Annotated in this window: 7 protein-coding genes; 3 read left to right on the top strand and 4 right to left on the bottom strand. The window is 72.0% G+C overall.

Annotated elements, in window-relative coordinates; genetic code table 11:
* Positions 1-151: 151 nt before the first annotated feature.
* From AB0D49_RS25850 to AB0D49_RS25840, 3 genes are all read right to left on the bottom strand, one after another.
* The gene (locus AB0D49_RS25850; RefSeq protein WP_362761518.1) at positions 152-2,071 is read right to left on the bottom strand and encodes an alkyl sulfatase dimerization domain-containing protein; all 1,920 of its coding nucleotides are present in this window, start codon (positions 2,069-2,071) and stop codon (positions 152-154) included.
* Positions 2,072-2,569: 498 nt separating this feature from the next.
* A complete protein-coding gene (locus AB0D49_RS25845; protein ID WP_362761516.1) occupies positions 2,570-2,818 on the bottom strand; it encodes a hypothetical protein in 249 nt (82 codons plus the stop codon).
* 37 nt (positions 2,819-2,855) lie between these two features.
* Positions 2,856-3,833, bottom strand: coding sequence for a helix-turn-helix domain-containing protein (locus AB0D49_RS25840; RefSeq protein ID WP_362761515.1), 978 nt, complete (start codon positions 3,831-3,833; stop codon positions 2,856-2,858).
* Between the two features lie 598 nt (positions 3,834-4,431).
* Here AB0D49_RS25840 and AB0D49_RS25835 point away from each other — a divergent pair.
* The 3 genes from AB0D49_RS25835 (at position 4,432) to AB0D49_RS25825 (ending at position 6,141) form a co-directional block, all read left to right on the top strand.
* The gene (locus AB0D49_RS25835; protein ID WP_362761513.1) at positions 4,432-4,887 is read left to right on the top strand and encodes a hypothetical protein; all 456 of its coding nucleotides are present in this window, start codon (positions 4,432-4,434) and stop codon (positions 4,885-4,887) included.
* An 88-nt stretch (positions 4,888-4,975) separates the two neighbouring features.
* Positions 4,976-5,551, top strand: coding sequence for a hypothetical protein (locus tag AB0D49_RS25830; RefSeq protein WP_362761511.1), 576 nt, complete (start codon positions 4,976-4,978; stop codon positions 5,549-5,551).
* A gap of 41 nt (positions 5,552-5,592) precedes the next feature.
* Positions 5,593-6,141, top strand: a complete 549-nt coding sequence (locus AB0D49_RS25825; protein ID WP_362761509.1) for a hypothetical protein — start codon at positions 5,593-5,595, stop codon at positions 6,139-6,141.
* 128 nt (positions 6,142-6,269) lie between these two features.
* On the opposite strand, the gene AB0D49_RS25820 is transcribed toward AB0D49_RS25825, so the two are convergent.
* The gene (locus AB0D49_RS25820; protein ID WP_362761508.1) at positions 6,270-16,253 is read right to left on the bottom strand and encodes an amino acid adenylation domain-containing protein; all 9,984 of its coding nucleotides are present in this window, start codon (positions 16,251-16,253) and stop codon (positions 6,270-6,272) included.
* Positions 16,254-16,330 lie beyond the last annotated feature (77 nt).

Below are 16,330 nucleotides of genomic sequence, written 5' to 3'. Positions count from 1 at the left end.
GTGCGCGATGGCCGGGGGGCGGCTGAGCATCGTCTTCCACGCGGGGGCCTTCCGTGTGCCGGCACACGGCGGATAGGGAGAGGACGCCTGAGAGCGGGGCATGGGCGGGGAGGCGTCCGGTGGGACGGCTCCCCGCCCGGCCGGGGGACGGTCAGGGGGTGGTCAGACCGAACCAGTACTCGAAGGTGTCGAGCAGGCCGTAGAACGTGTTCAGGTCGGCGATGCTGCCGGTGACCACGGTCAGTTCGCCGTTCGTGACGAGCTCGTCGGGGGTGGCAGCGTCGGTCACGAGGCTGTTCAGACCGTCACGGGTGATGGTGTACGTCGAGGTGGCGGTGTCCGTGTCGGCGGCTTCGGCGGTGTAGACGAGGACTCCGTTGCGGAGTTGGACCGTGACCTGGTCCGGGTCGTCGGCCAGGCCGCCGGAGACGGTGAACCCCAGAGTCAGGGGGTGGTCCGCGGCGTCCGGGCCGTTGAGGCGGATGCCGAGGTAGTCGAAGACCATGTCCAGCGGCATCGCGGCCAGCACGGGCCCGGTGATGATCTGCGGGGCGGGCAGGCCGGGCGGGCTGCCGTCGGCGGCGCGGGTCCGCAGCTCGTGCGCGGCGGCGAGGTAGAAGTTGCGCCACGGGCCGCTCTCGGCCTGGTAGCCGAGCTGTTCCAGGACGTCGGCCTCCAGCTCACGGGCCTCGGTGTCCGAGGAGTCCGCGAACACGGCGTGGCTGAGCAGCTCGGCGGCCCAGCGGTAGTCCTCCGCGCTCTTGGCGTTCTCGTACGCTGCCCTGGCGATCTCCACGACCTTGGCGGAACCGCCCATCGCCTCGACATAGCGGGGGCCGGCCGCCTCGGGCGGGAGGGTGTGCAGATGGGCCGCGTTACCGTCGTACCAGCCCAGATAGCGCTGGTAGACCGCCTTCAGATCGTGGTTCGTGGTGCCGTAGTAGCCGCGGTTGAACCACTGCCCGGACAGCGATTCCGGGACGTTGGTGTCGAGGTCCTCGGCGATCTCGGTGATGGTCCGGCCGTGGTTGGCCAGCCGCAGCGCCTGGTCGTGGAGGTAGCGGTAGAGGTCGGCCTGGCTGAGGACGAAGGAGGTGATCGCGTCCGGCGACTCGTCCGTCTTCCAGCGGGGCCAGAAGTGGGAGGCGAAGAGGGTGTCGGAGCGGTCGCCGAACCACTCGACGGACTGCCGCAGATACTCCGACCACGCCTTGGCGTCCCGGACCTGCGCGCCGCGCAGGCTGTAGAGGTTGTGCAGGGTGGGCGTGGCGTTCTCCGCCATGCACAGGGCCTTGACGTCGGGGAGGTAGAAGTTCATCTCCGCCGGGGCCTCGGTGCCGGGAGTGAGCTGGAACTCCAGGTTCACCGGCCCGAACGGGTACACCTCGCCCTGGATGGCGACGTCCGTGGTGACCGTGAACGTCGGGGTGGCCAGGCCGGACAGACCGGCGGAGTTGGTCTTGCCGAGCCCGGCGTCCACCTGACCCTGCGCGGAACGCTCCAGCAGCGTGCCGTACATGAACAGCGCCCGGCGCTGCATCGCGTTGCCCGCGTAGACGTTCTCGCTGACCGCGTGCTCCAGGAAGCCGTCCGGGGCGATGATGTCCACGTCCGGGGGCACCACGCCGTCCTCGAAGAGACCCAGCACACCGCCGTAGTGGTCCAGGTGGGAGTGGGTGAACAGGACGGCCTTGATGACCCGGTCCTCGCCGCGGTGCCGCCGGTACAGTTCCAGGGCCGCGGTCGCGCACTCCTCGCTGATCAGCGGGTCGACGACCACGATCTCCGGGGACTGCTGGAGGGGGTCCTCCAGGAAGCTGATGTTGGAGAGGTCCATCCCGCGGACCTGGTAGACGGCGTTCTCCACGACCTCGAACAGCCCGGTGTTCATGTTCAGCAGCGCGTTGCGCCACAGGCTCGGATTGACGGTGTCGGGCGCGACCGGGTTCCCCTCCAGGAACTCGGAGTACGGGCCCAGCCGCCAAGCCGGGAGGTGGCCTCCCTCCCGGTACACGGTGAAGTCCGGGGGCAGCGCCTCTACCAGCCCCTTCGCCGCGAGGTCCGCCTCCACGTCCCCGCCGGGGGGCGGAAGGGGGACGGCGGAGTTCAGGTCTCTCGTCAGCGTGGTTGCGGGCTGCGGCGCGGTACGGGATAAAGCGGAATCTGCGGAATCGGCCATGGGCGTCCCTCTCCCTTGCTCCGCCGGACAGAGCCGGCGACGGCGTACACGTGCCCGGTCCGACGCGGGCACGGTCGGCACCGCGGCCCCGGGCATCGGCTGCGCTCGATCTTGACAGTCCGCCGACCGCCCCCGACAGCCCCCGAATCAGCCAGGTCAACACGGCTTACATCGCAGCTCAGAGGCATGATTCCAGCCATCCGAGCCCATGGGTACGGCCGCTCACTCACACATGCACTCGATGCTCTCCGCCCGTTGGTCCCGCTGTTCCCGTCCGACGCACCCGCCCCGTGGAGCACCGCGCTGCACGCTGTCCGGGATCGGATGCTTGACCTGGCGGGCTCACTCAGCGAGGTGAAAACGGAATGACCGCGCCCGGTGACTTGAGGGTCAGACGCCGGGCGCGGTGGGTGCGCGGGGGTCGGTGGTGCCGGGGGTGTCGGAGACGACGGTGTTGTCGAGTTTGAGGTCTCCGAAGGTGCGGTGGTTGGTCTTGAGGGTGAAGGTGATGGTGGCGCTCTGGCCGGGCTGGAGGGCGCCGGTCCAGGTCAGTCCTCGTTGTTGCCCGGGTCGAGGCCGGAGTCTTTGCCCTCGACGACCGCCGTCCGTTCGGCACCGGAAGCGCCCGTAGACGCGCACTCGGCCGGACCCTCCACACTCCGCACCCGGGTCAGCATCACCTGCGCGTACTGTCCCCGGGGCCATGCTGCTGGGACTGCCGGTACTCACGAGGTGTCATTCCGTACGCTCTGCGGAAGGAGCGACTGAACTCGGCGGACGTCAGACACCATCGCGCCGCGATGGCGTGGAGGGGCTCACGCTCCCTGACAGGGTCGGCCAGTTCGGCGCGGGCTCGTTCCAGTCGGGACCGGCGGATCAGGGCGGCGATGGTGACGCCCTCCAGACGGAACAGCCGGTGCAGATGCCTTGTCGACATGCCATGCGCCGTCGCCACGGTGGCCGGGCTCAGTCCGGGATCGCCGAGGTGCCGCTGGATGAACGTCTTGATCTGGCGCACCGTCAGATACTGATGGGTGTGCGGCGGCAGCTCGCCCTCGCGCTCCGCCACATGGGCGAGCGTCGCGGCCAGCAGATCGGCGGCCACCAGCCCCAGCCGGGGCCCGTCAGCGAGCCAGTAGTCGTCGACATTGCGCACCGTGTGCCGGAGGAACTGTGCCAGCAGCGCCCCCGGACCCTCGTCGTCCCGGATCGGCAGACCGATGGCGCGGTCAGCGAACTGTCGGGGCAACGGAACAAGAGATTTGGGTACTTCGATCCCGATGGTGACGATGGCACCCCCCTCATCCCCGGCCTGGATGTCCACGGGACGTGAGCTGTCGGTGCTGTGATAGATCCCTGGCCTCGGCCGGAGGCTGCCGCTGCGCCAGGAGACCTCCGCCTCTCCCTGGAGGACGAGGGAGAGGTGGTAGCGCTCGGGGTCGGAGCGGCGGATCAGCTTGGCTGTGCGCTGGAGTGTCACCGGCGGGAAGGCCGAGTCCCAGACGGCCACATCACCCAGTGAGATGAGGTGTTGGTGGGCCAGGAAGTCGTCGGCGTGCGGGCTCGACACATACATGGGGTTGTGGGGGCTGCCGCACCGGTCCAGCCAGTGTCCCAGCCGGTCCTGCGGGACGGTGTGGAGATTGCTGAACATGACGGAAGGCAGCGGCTGACGCGGGGGAGGCTGAGCCGGCGTCGGGCCGCGCGATGGATGCGGCGACCGCCAGAACAGAACCGCGCAGCACGGTCTTCCTCATCGCGGCTGACCCTGTCGGAGCCACGAACCGACCGCGACCCCGACCGTCGACTGGACACGCCGCATGTGCCCCTACCGAGGGGGAGGTCACTCTGGCACAACGTTCCTGTCTCTTCACGCCAATGACTGGACCTGACCAGCCCGAATAGTCTGTGCACCGGACCGAGGGCCAGGATCGGGCGCCACCTGGACTCCGGTTGGCCATGGTCGCTGGACGGGTGACATGGCCCGAAAGGGGAGCGGCCTCACACCGGCCTGCTGCGGTGTGCACTCGTTCTCGTCCAGAAGCCTGGGCCAGTCTCCCCGGCGTGCGCCCTGGCCCACCCATGGACGCTGATCGGAAACGTTGTTGAGCGCGCTCCCGACGGCGCGCTTGGCATGGGAGTTCAGTGAAGGCGACAAGAGCTACGGGCACGAGGACTGTGGGTGTTCTGGCAGCGGTGGTGACTCTCGTGGCGGCGATGCTGGCCATCGTCCGTACCGAGGAGCGTTCGTCGTGGCCAAGGCGTCGTCCTCCGACCCGGCTACCCGGACGGGCATCGTGGCCCGCGAGGGTGCGGGGGGCACCTGGACCTTTGGCGCCCCCTCCCACCCATGGCGGCTCTGCGACGGCAGCCCATGTGCCGGATGGGTCCAGCCGAACAGCACCTGCTCCGGCACGAACAAGAAGCGTGTCCGGTACATCGCCGAGATCGGCGGCGGTCGGCGCAACACAGAGGAGTACTGGTGCCAGTCCCTGGCCCAGGGCGAGCCCTGCTACACCCATAACTCCCACCCTCGTCCGATGCTCCAGATCATCGACGACTCCGGAGAATTCCAGGGCTGGGTAGGGGTGGAGGCATTCACCCATGTGGCCACCAGCACCGGACTCCCGGACGGCAGTTGGGTCGAAGGCTACTGGGGACTGTTCGACATGGTCTCAGCAGACCTCCGTCCCGAACTCCAGGTATGACGAAATCCAGGTATGACGAAATCCAGGAATGACCACCTTCCGCCGGGACACCTCTCATCAATCGAACCAGACAGTCGAAGGAGATCACGTGAGTAGAGCGGTCAAGCACGGACTTCGCATGCTCCTCGTCTCAGCAATAGCGGCCACATCCGTCAGCGTTCTCGGCTCGCAACCAGCCGCAGCGGCGGGCAGCCCATTCACCGGGTGCAAGTACAGCGGCAGCGGAAACAATCTGAAATGGTCGAACGCCACGACCCGGTACGAGTACTCGAACCCCGGGCAGGTGGCCGTGGAAGCCTGGAACTCCACGTCGACTCAGTTCAACTTCGCCAACGTCAACACCGACGCCAATCTCGTCGTCGCGGACGGAAACTTCGGCGACACTGAATTCGTCGGTCTGGCTGAGATGGTATGCCATGGCGGCTATCACCAAGTGACCGTCAAAACCTGGTGGAATCGCTACCACACGGACAGCTACTCCGGTCAGGCACGCAAGTACGTCATGGTCCACGAGATAGGTCATGCCTTGGGACTGGCGGATCTGGAGGGCCAGTTTACCTGCGCCAACATGCCCATCATGTACGCCAACACCAAGGCGTACGACGAATGCGGCTTCACGGAACCCAGACCGATCGATGTATCTCGCGTCAACTCGCTCTACTGAACGGACCCATAGATAGGAGTGTGAGTATGCGAAGAACAACAGTGACACTGGCCATCCTGCTCGCGACGGTGACGGCGGGCACGGCATGTAGCAGCAGTAAAGGCGAAGACTCCGAGGGAAAGGCGGCCACGACAAGAATCCACCTGAGCAGGGCCGTGGAATACACAGAACTCACCGGGCTGGCCGCGAACAGCAGCGCGGTCGTCAAAGTCACGGCCGGGACCGCGACCGGCGGAGAGATCAACGGCGTTCCCACGACCGTGACGGAGGTCCGCGTCACCCAGCTCGTCTCGGGGGAAATTCCCGGTGACACCCTGTCCGTCCAACAGTTCGGGAACGGCGAGACCATCGTGGAGAACTCCGCTCCGATCCTCAAGCAGGGGAACGAGTACCTCCTCTTCGTGCGACCCTTCCATTTCGAGGAATCGGACGAGACAGGGCTCCACTCCATCACCGGTGGCAGAGGAGAGTACGTCTACGACAAGGAGCGTGACACCTACCGGCTCCAAGGGGGTGAGGACGCCCGGATCCCGCCCACTCTGTCCTCGTCAGAGATAGCGAAGATCAGCAGGCTTCCACTCGCCACGTGATCTCTGCGCTCCGCAGCCCGCTCGTGAAGGGGCCGGTTCCACGGAGTACACCAGGCGTGCTGTAGTCCCGGCGTCGGCGGCCGGGGGCAGGAGCCGATCCGTTCCCGCCCCCGGCCGCACCTCCAGGTTCAGCCCGTCGGCACGTGCTCCGCGTCCACCAGTTCGGCCAGCGCGGACAGCGGGCGGCCGTCCAGGATGTCGGCCGGGGAGACACGTACGCCGTACCGTTTGCGGATCGCCGCGACGATCTGCGTGGCCGTCAGGGAGTCGCCGCCCAGGTCGGTGAAGCGGTCCTCGCGGCCCACGTTGTCCAGGCCCAGCAGTTCGGACCAGATCGCGGCGAGGGCCGCCTCCGTGGTGCCGGTCGGCGCCGTGTACGCGTACGGCAGCTCGGGGCGGTGTCGGGCGGTGGCGGACGGGCGGTGGGAGAGGACCTGTTCCGCGACGAGGAAGTCCGCCTCGCGGGTGGCGGTGCCCCGGCGGCTCACGAGCACCTGTGGGAGGCCGAGGGCGAGGGCCTCGCGCACCGCGCGGGTCCCGGTGGCGTTGGTGATGCCGTCGTCCAGGGGGATGAGACCGCCGGTGGCGGCCGGTTCCGTCTCGTCCGCGCCGGGGCGGGTGACCACGATCTTGCCGATGTGGCGCGCCCCGGCCATGTACTGGAACGCCTCGCCCACCGCGCCCTCGGCGAAGGTGCGGACCGGCAGGGCGGGCAGCTCGCCCGTGCGCAGCAGCCCGGCGACCTCGGCCCAGCCATCGGCGAGGGACGCGCCGAGGAGGTCCGGGTAGTACACGGAGAAGGTCACCCCCCGCTCCAGCAGCCGCAGATCGAGCGCCGTGCCCGCAGCGACGTCCCGTCGGCCGATCTCGATGAACCGGCCGTCGGGGCGGAGCGTGCGCAGCCCGGCCGCGATGCGTTCGCCGCCCAGGGAGTTGAGGACGACGTCGACACCGCCCGCCTCCGTGGTCTCACGTTCGAAGGCGAGGGTGCGGGAGTCCATGACCGTGGTGACGCCGAGACCGGTGAGGTGGGCGCGTTTGTCGGGGGAGCCCGCCGTCGCGAGGATCTCCGCGCCCACCCGCCGGGCGATGTGCACGGCCGCGAGGCCGACCCCGCCGGTGGCGGCGTGGATGAGGACCCGCTCACCGCGCCGGAGCCCGGCCCGCCGCACCAGGCAGTCGTACGCCGTCGTGTACGCCACCGGGAGGGCCGCGGCCTCGGCGAAGGACATGCCGTCGGGCACGGGGTGGGCGAGCCGGGCCGGGAGGGTGATGTGGCGGGAGAAGCACTCCGCGCCCATCACCATCACGCGGTCCCCGACGGACACACCCGTTGTCCCGGGGCCGAGGGCGGTGACGGTCCCGGCCGCCTCCAGGCCGTAGGCGTGGGAGGTCGCGCCACCCGGGTCGGCGGTCTCGGTGTCCAGCATTCCGGCCGCCGACAGCACCTCCTTGAAGTTGAGGCCCGTGGCACGGACATCGACTTCGATCTCGCCGGGGCCAGGGGCCACCCGTTCCCCGGGCACGAACTGGAGCGAGCGGAGGTCCCCGGGCTCGGTGCTGACGAGACGTACGTTCGAGGCGGCGGGGGCCGTGCGCGGTGCCCGCCGCAGCCGGTAGCCGTCGATCTCGACCAGGACACGGCCCTCGTCGTCGGTGATCAGGCTGTCGATACGGACCGTGCCGGTGGCGGGGTCGTCGTGGCCTCGGATGCGGCCGTGGACCCGGGGGCCCAGGCGTCCGTGGACCGCGATCCGCTCGTAGGACAGCGGCAGGTGGTCGTCGTGGTCCCCGTCCCAGAACGGCTCGCCCGCCGCGTTGTCCAGCAGCGCCGGGTGCAGGGCGAACCGTTCGGTGTCCGGGGCGAACCGGGCGTCGAGCGCGCAGGTCAGCAGGGCCTCGCGGGGGCCGGTGCGGGTCGTGTGGCGGATGTTCTGCCAGCGGGGGCCGAAGGTGAGGACCCCGGAGCGGAGCGCGGTCCCGGGGACATCGGTGATCGGCCCGGGGTGGTCGGGAGGGGGTGCCATGGGGGCCGGGGAAGTCGGCGGCAGGGGCCTGACGCGGGCCTGCGCGTGTGTGGTCCACGGGCCCCCGGCGGCGGGGCGGGCCCGCAGGGTGGCCTCCAGCACCGGCCCGGGATCGGGATCGGGATTGGGCGCGGAAGTCGGCTCGTCGAGTCGTACGGCGAACTCGACCGGTGTCCCGGCGGGCACTGTCAGCGGGGCCAGGATGTCGACGCCGAGCAACTCCAGGCGCTCGGTGCCGAGTTGGCGGGCGCCCGCCGCGTACAGGAACTCGACCGCCGCCGAGCCCGGCAGCAGGCCGTCGTCGCCGACGCGGTGGTCCCGTACCAGCCAGGCGGTGTCGTCGTCCGGGGCGAGCGTGCCGCGGTACTCGGTCGAGGGAGAGGACGACGAGGCGGTGTCCGGGTGGGTGTGGGTGAACACCGGGCCCGGGTCGGGGAGCGGCACGCCCTCAGGCTCGTGCCCGCCGGTGGCGCCGTGCGCCGCGTCGACCGCCATGCCCGACTCGCTCCACGCGTCGAAGTCCAGCGAGAGAGTGTGCCGTCCGCGCGCGGTGCGCCACTGGGCGAACGCGTCGAGGAAGGCGCTGGCACCGGTGTAGTCGGCCTGGCCGAGGCCGCCGAAGATCGCGACCATCGAGGAGCACAGGACGAGCCAGCGGGTGTGGTCGTCGGCGACGGCCCGGTCCAGGACGAGGGTGCCGTCGACCTTGGGGGCGAGGACGCGGCGCAGGTGCTCCTCGTCCATCGCTTCGACGAGCCGCCCGCCGGGGACGCCCGCGCAGTGTGCGATGCCGTCGAAGGGGCCGTGGTCGGCGCGTACGCGGCGCATGGCGTCCTCGTCGCAGACATCGGCGCGTACGCATTCCACCGAGGCGCCGGACGCCTCGATCCGGGCCAGCGCCGCCAGCCGGGCGCGGGTGCGGGGCGGGGTCGCGGGGTCGGTGGCGCGGGTGCGCCAGATGTCGCGCGGGGGGAGTGGGGCGCGGTGGGTCAGGACGATCCGTACGCCCTGGGCTGTGCGGGCGGCGTCCTCGGCGAGCGCGAGGCCGATACCGCCGAGGCCGCCGGTGATGAGGTAGGTGCCGCCGTCGGTCCACAGGGCTGCGCCGGAGTCGGTGGCGGTGGTGGCGGGTTCGTGGCCGAGGGTGAGGCGGGTGTCCGCGCGGAGGGCGACGACGGTGTTGGGGGTCAGGGCGTCGAGTTCGGCGGCGACGGAGGCGCCGGTGTCGGTGGCCGGGTCCAGGTCGACCTCGGCGAGCCGGACGTGTGGGTACTCGTGCGGGATCACCTTCGCGGCGCCGTCCAGCAGCGCCAGTTCCGGGCGGGCGTCGCCGCTGTCGGCGGGGCCGGTCCGGTGCCGTCCCCGGGTGAGGACGAGGACGTCGAGGGGGGTGGAGCGGTCGCGCTGGGCCGCCGTGGCGACGGTCCGCAGCAGGGGCAGGAGGCTCGCGGTGAGCGCTTCGGCGCGGGCGGCGAGTTCGCTGCCCGGGGCGGCCGGGGTGAGTCCCCAGGCGCAGACGACGGTGTCGAAGGGCGGACCGGACCGCAGGGCGGCGAGGAGCCTTTCGAGGTCGGCGGTGTTGTGCGGGCGGATCGCCGCCGGGGTCTCCGTGGGGGAGGGGTTCATGGGCTCCGGCGGGTCCCAGACGACCGTGACGACCTGGTGGCCCCGGTCCTTGAGTGTGTCGGCGATGTCGGGGAGGCCGGGCGGGACGAGCGCGAGGACACGGCGGGCGCGGCCGGGTGTCGGCTGGGCGGGGCGCGGCGCGGGGGTCCAGCGGGGGATCTGGAGCCAGCCGCGGGGGGCGGGTGCGGTGCGGTCGGCGTTCGCTTCGTCCGTCACCGATGGCGTCACGGACGGCGTGACCGGTGGGAGCGGTTCGATCCAGTGCGTCCGTCGTTCGAACGGATACCCGGGCAGCGGTACGCGGCGCGGGGCGCGCCCCACGAAACGGACGTCCCAGTCGACCCGGGCGCCCCGCGTCCACAGGCCGCCCACCACGTCCAGGACGGACGAGGCGGAGTCGGCCGGCGAGCCCCAGGGCGAGAGCACGGAAAGCGCGACCTGGGGGCCTCCCTCCGCCGTACCGTGCTGGACGGTCCTGCGCGCCATGTCGCCGAGGCCGTGTCCGGGCCCGGCCTCCAGGAGCACGGCCGGTCCGAGGTCGGCGGCGACGGCGGCGAGGCAGTCCGCGAACCGTACGGCGGCACGGGTCTGCCGGACCCAGTGGCCGGGGTCGGCGAGCGCGTCGGGGTCGGCCCAGGTGCCCGTCGCGTTCGCGGCGACGCGGAGCGTGGCCGGCTCGCGCCGGGCGGTGGCCACGACGTCGCGGAACTCGTCGAGAACCGGGTCCATCAGCCGGGAGTGGAAAGCGTGCGCGGTGCGCAGCCGGGTGAACGGGGTCCCGGCGGCGGCGAGTTCCGCCTCGAAGTGGTCGACGGCGGCCGGGGGACCGGCGACCACGCACCGGCCGGGGGCGTTGAGCGCGGCGATGTCGAGCGCGGGCGGCAGGACGGCGCGCAGCTCCGCCTCACCGAGGGCAACCGCCGTCATCGCGCCGGGCCCGGTGGAGCCCATCAGCCGCCCCCGCGCCTCCACGATCCGCAGGGCGTCCTCCAGCGGGAACACCCCGGCGAGACAGGCCGCCACGTACTCGCCGACGCTGTGGCCGAGCAGCGCGGCGGGCACGATCCCGGCGGCCGTCAGGGCGCGGGCGACGGCGTACTCCAGGGTGAACAGGGCGAGTTGGATCCAGCGGGTCTCCCATGACGCGTCCGGCCGGGCGTCGGCGGGGCGGCCCGGCACCGCGCCGAACATGATCTCGCGTATGTCCTGACCGGTCAGCGAACGGATGACGGCGGCGCAGCGGTCGACCTCGGCGCGGAAGGCCGGGTCGCCCTTGTACAGGGCGCTGCCCATGCCCTCGTACTGGGAGCCCTGTCCGGGGAAGGCGAGGATCACCGGCAGGTCGGGGCCGGGGGCCGGGGTCATGGGGAGGATCGCGGCGGTGAGGCGGGCGGCGGCCTCGCCGGTGGTTCCGGCGGCGACGGCGAGTCGGTACGGGAGGACGGCGCGACCCCGGGCCAGAGTGTGGGCCACCGAGGCGGGCGGGAGGGGGTCGTGGGCGCGTAGGTGGGTGGCGAGGCGGGTGCGTTGGGCGTCGAGTGCGGTGGGGGTGCGGGCGGACAGGATGTACAGCTCGTCGGCGGAGGCGGAGGCGGAGGCGGAGGCCGGGCCCTCCAGTGACATGAGTGACACAGGGGATAGAGGTGACACAGGTGACGCGGACGCCTCTGGAGTCTCCGGGATCGCCCGCAGTCCTGCCGTCCCCGGTATCTCCGGCAGCCCTGCCGTCTCCGACATCTCCGGCACCTCAGATGTCTCAGATGTCTCAGGTATCTCAGACATGCCCAGTACCTCCGGTGCCTGTTCGATCACCGCGTGGGCGTTGGTGCCGCCCAGGCCGAAGGAGCTGACTCCGGCCCGGCGCGGGTTGTCCGGGCCGCCCGGCCAGGGGCGTGACGCGCGCGGGAAGTGGAAGGGCGAGCCTGTGAGGGGGAGGTGGGGGCCGGGCTCGTCGAGATGGACCGCGCGGGGGATGCGGCCGTCCGCGACGGCGAGGAGGGCCTTGATGAGTCCGGCGGTGCCCGCCGCCGTGGTGAGATGGCCGATCTGGGCCTTGACGGAGCCGACGGCGCAGAACGGCCGTTCGACCGGACCGAGCCCGAAAGCGGTGGTCAGTCCGGCGATCTCGATCGGGTCGCCGAGCGGGGTCCCCGTGCCGTGGGCCTCGACATAGCCGATGGTGCGCGGGTCGACCCCGGCGACCCGGTGGGCGCGGGCGATGGCGCGGGCCTGGCCCCCGGCGCTGGGCGCGGAGTACGCCATCTTGTCGGCACCGTCGTTGTTGACGGCGGTGCCCTTGATGACCGCGACGACGCGGTCGCCGTCGGCCAGCGCGTCGGTGAGCCGTTTGAGGAGGACGACTCCGCCGCCGTCGCCGAAGACCGTCCCGGCGGCGGAGGCGTCGAAGGGGCGGCAGTGTCCGTCGGGCGAGGTGATCGACCCCTCCTCGTACAGGTAGCCGCGTCCGTGGCGGGTGTTGACGGCGACTCCGCCCGCGAGCGCCATGTCGGACTCCCCGGCGAGCAGGCTCTGGACGGCCAGATGGACGACCACGAGCCCGGAGGAGCAGGCGCTCTGGGCGCTCAGGGCGGGGCCGCGCAGCCCGAGCCGGTGGCTGACGCGGGTGGCGAGGTAGTCGCCGAGGTTGCCGATGTCGGCCTGGAGCCCGAGGACGGAGCCGTCCTGGCGGGCGGCGGCGCCGAGGGTGGGCAGGACGTGGTCACGGAAGTAGGTGGGGCGTGCGGCGGTCGCGAAGACGCCGATGTCACCTGGGTGGCGGGCGGGGTCGTAGCCGCCGTCCTCCAGGGCGAGCCAGCACAGTTCGAGGAAGATCCGCGCCTGGGGGTCGGTCAGTTCGGCCTCGCGCGGCGAGATACCGAAGAACTCGGCGTCGAAGGCACCGGGGTGCTCCAGGGGACGTCCGGCCGGGATGTACGAGGGATCGGCGCGGAGCGCGTCGGGTACCTGGGCGGCGCGCAGTTCGTCGTCGGTGAAGAAGGTGACGGTGTCGGTGCCCTCGTCGATCAGACGCCGGAAGGCGTCGATGTCGGGGGCTCCGGGGAAACGGCAGGCCATGCCGATGACGGCGATGTCGGTGGGGCGTACGGCGGGGGACTGCGGGGTGCTTCCGGCGGTACGGGGCGCCGGGACCCGGGCGGTCGCGGTGAGGGGCGCCTCGGCGACCGGGACTGCCCCCGGTTCCGCGCGGAGTTCGCCGAGCAGACCGGCGAACGCGGCGGCCGTGGTGTGCCGGAACAGCTCGTGCACGGGGAAGTCGACGTCGAAGGCCCGGCGCAGTGCGAGGTAGAGCCGCATGAGCTGGAGCGAGTTGCCGCCCGCGGCGAAGAAGGTGGTGTGCGGGGAGGTCACCGGCCGCCCCAGCACCTCCTCCCAGGCGCGCAGCACGCGTGCCTCGACAGCGCCGACGGGTTCGCGCGAAGCGGCGGGCGCGGGGCGGGCGGGAGCGGGCAGCGCACGGCTGTCTATCTTGCCGTTGCGGGTGACCGGCATCCGGCCGAGGATCTCGACGTGGGCCGGGACGGCGTACTCGGGCAGCGCGGCGCGGGCGTGTTCCCGCAGCTCGTCAGGGGTGGGGCCGCCGGTTCCCGCGTCCGGTGCCACGGGTTCGACGTATGCCACCAGGTCGAGTCCGCTGTCGCCGAGCGGCAGGGCGCGGACCACGCAGTGCCGTACGCCGGGGTGGCGCAGGAGCACGGTGGCGACCTCGGCGGGCTCGACGCGGTGGCCGCGTATCTTCGTCTGCTCGTCGGCGCGCCCGACGAACTCGACCGCGCCGTCCTCCTCCCTGACCCGGACGATGTCCCCGGTCCGGTAGGTGAGGGCGCCCGTGGCCGGGCCGGGGAGGAACCGCTGCCGGGTACGGGGGTCGAGGCCGGTGGCGGCGGCGTAGCCGAGGGCGACCGCGGCGCCGCCGACGCTCAGTTCGCCGGGGGTGCCGAGGGCCACCGGGCGGCCGAGAGGGTCGAGGACGTGCGCGGTGGTGTTGGGCAGGGCGTGTCCGACGGGCGGACGGTCCGGCCAGGCGGCGGGGTCGGGGCCGAGGCGGTGGCGCAGGACGACATGGGTCTCGGTGGGGCCGTACTGGTTGATCACCTCCGCGCCGGTGGCCGCGCAGAAGCCGCGGACGGCGTCGGTGACGACGAGGGCCTCCCCGGCGGTGACGACGTACCGCAGTCGGCCGGGTGTGACACCGAACGCCTTGTGGGCGAGGGCGAGTTGGGAGAGCGCGACCACCGGCAGGAAGGCGACTTCGATCCGTTCGCGGTCCAGGAAGGAGAGGAGTTCCTGGGGGTTGCGGCGGACGTCGTCCGGGACGGTGACGAGGGTGCTGCCGGAGGCGGCGGCGCAGGCCAGCTCCTGCACGGAGACGTCGAAGGACAGCGCGGCGAACTGACTCATCCGCCGGGGACGGGCGAACTCGGGCTCGGTGAGCTGCCAGGAGACGAGGTTGGCGATGCTCCGGTGCGGCATGTTCACCGCCTTGGGCTCCCCGGTCGATCCGGAGGTGAACAGGACGTACGCCTCGCTCTCCGGGTCGGCGAGCGTCCAGGAGCCGAGGTCGAGCTCGGGATCGGGCGTGCCGGGGGTCTCGGCATCCACGCCGGTGAGGACGGCTTCGGGGCCGTCCCAGGCGAGGGGGCCCGGGTCGATGCCCGGTGAGCGCAGGGCGGCGGCGCAGCCGACCAGGGCGAGCTGGGCGCGACGGCGGGCCGGGGGCAGCGTGGGGTCGACCGGCACATAGGAGGCGCCGACACTCCAGACGGCGAGGAGCGCGACGAGCGGGTCGGGGCCGCGTTCGAGGAAGCAGGCGATCCGGGTACCGGGGCCCGCGCCCATGGCGAGGAGGGCGTGGCGGGTGCGGGTGACGCGGGCGGCGAGTTGGTGGGCGGTCTCGCGGTGGACGGTGGCGGGTTCGCGGAACTCCTGCACGATGTCGGGTCCGGATGCCGTGGCGGGACCGGAGCCGGGGGCGTCCGCGGAGTGGGTCAGGGGACCGGCCCCGGTATCGGTCGCGGCTCTCAGCCGGGCGACGACCCGGGCGAGGACGGGCACGGTGGCGCCCGCAGTGGTCTCCCCGGCCGCCGCGACGGCGGTCAGGCCGTGCTCTCCGGCCCACCGGGCGAGGGCGTCGACGACGGGTTCGCCGGGGGCCGTGACCGCGTGCCGCAGCAGCCTGCCGTACAGCGCGGCATACCGTTCGGCCTGTTCGCGGGGGATCACGGCGGGCGGGTGGTGGAGGGTGACACGAGTGCGTCCGGCCGCGGGTTCCTCCAGTACGGAGACGAGCAACTGGAAGTAGTCGGTGCGCTCGTGGAGGCGTACGTCCGTGATCCGCAGGCCCGTCGCGGGCGGTGGGTCGAGGGGCGGGAGTTCGGTGTGGGAGAACTCGGTGGGGCAGATCCTGGCTCCGGTGTCCGCCTCTATGAGGGCGAAGGGGTAACGGTGGTGAGGCTGGGCGGCTTGCTCGGCGGCGGCCACCGCGCGGATCAGCTCCCGCCAGGTCCGGCGGCCGACGTCGAGACGGCAGGGGACGATGTTGACGAAGAAGCCGGGGGGTGTGACGGGGTCTGTGGCTCGGGCCCCCGGGGTGCCGGGCGGTGTGGCGGCGACCAGGCCGGTCACCACCTCGCGCTCGCCGGAGACGAAGGACAGGAGCGCGAGGTGGGCGGCGGCGTGGACGGTCCGGGAGGGGACGCCCGCGTCGGCGGCGAGGGAGCGGAGGGCGGCCGTCAGGTCGGGCGGGACGGGTACGGTCGCCTCCGCCTCGGCGGTGGTGGGGCGGCCCGGGGGCCGCGCGGGCAGCGGGATCTCGGTGGGCCTCGCGCCCTCCAGGAGGTCTGTCCAGTAGCGGCGGTGGTCGTCGGAGCGCTCCGCCGCGCGCTCGCTGAGGAGGTGGGCACGGTGGGTGCCGGAGGCGTCATCGATGACGACGGTGTCGATGTCGGCGCTGGTGGCGCGGCTGAGGAGTTCGGCGGTCAGGGCGGCGGCGGAACGGGTGTCGAGCAGCGCGTGGTGGTACGCGAGGGACACCACCGACTGCCGGTCCGCGATCCGGTGGACAGCCACTCTGACCAGGCCCGGGACCTCGATGTCGAACGGGTTGGCCCGCTCGGCGGCGACCCACCGCTCCACCGCCGCGGGCCCTTCGTCCCGTGCGTCGTGGAGGACACAGGGAATCTCCGCGACGGCGTAAAGGACCTGGAGGGGACTGCGGGGCCCCTCCACGACGAAAGCCGTACGGAGCGCGGGCCGGTCCGCGACGAGTGAGGCGAGGGCGGTGCGGACGGCTGTCCCGTCCAGCCCGCCGGTCCCCGGAGCGTGGTCGACCGTGCAGCTGAGGACGTCGTGGTAGACGTGCGAGTCCCCCTTGACGTTGTGGTAGAGCACACCGGTCTGGAGCCGCGAGGCGGGCCAGGCGTCGAGGGCGCCCGTGGGCACCCATCGCCTGTCCTCCCGGTCCACGGGAGAGCTGTTCGTTCCGTCGTGAGCAGGCATGTTCCAACCTCCGGCGCCGT

This window comes from Streptomyces sp. NPDC048290, assembly GCF_040652095.1.
Classification (GTDB): Bacteria; Actinomycetota; Actinomycetes; order Streptomycetales; family Streptomycetaceae; genus Streptomyces.
Note: the sequence above shows the minus strand (reverse complement) of the source record. Positions and strands in the feature narration are given on the sequence as shown.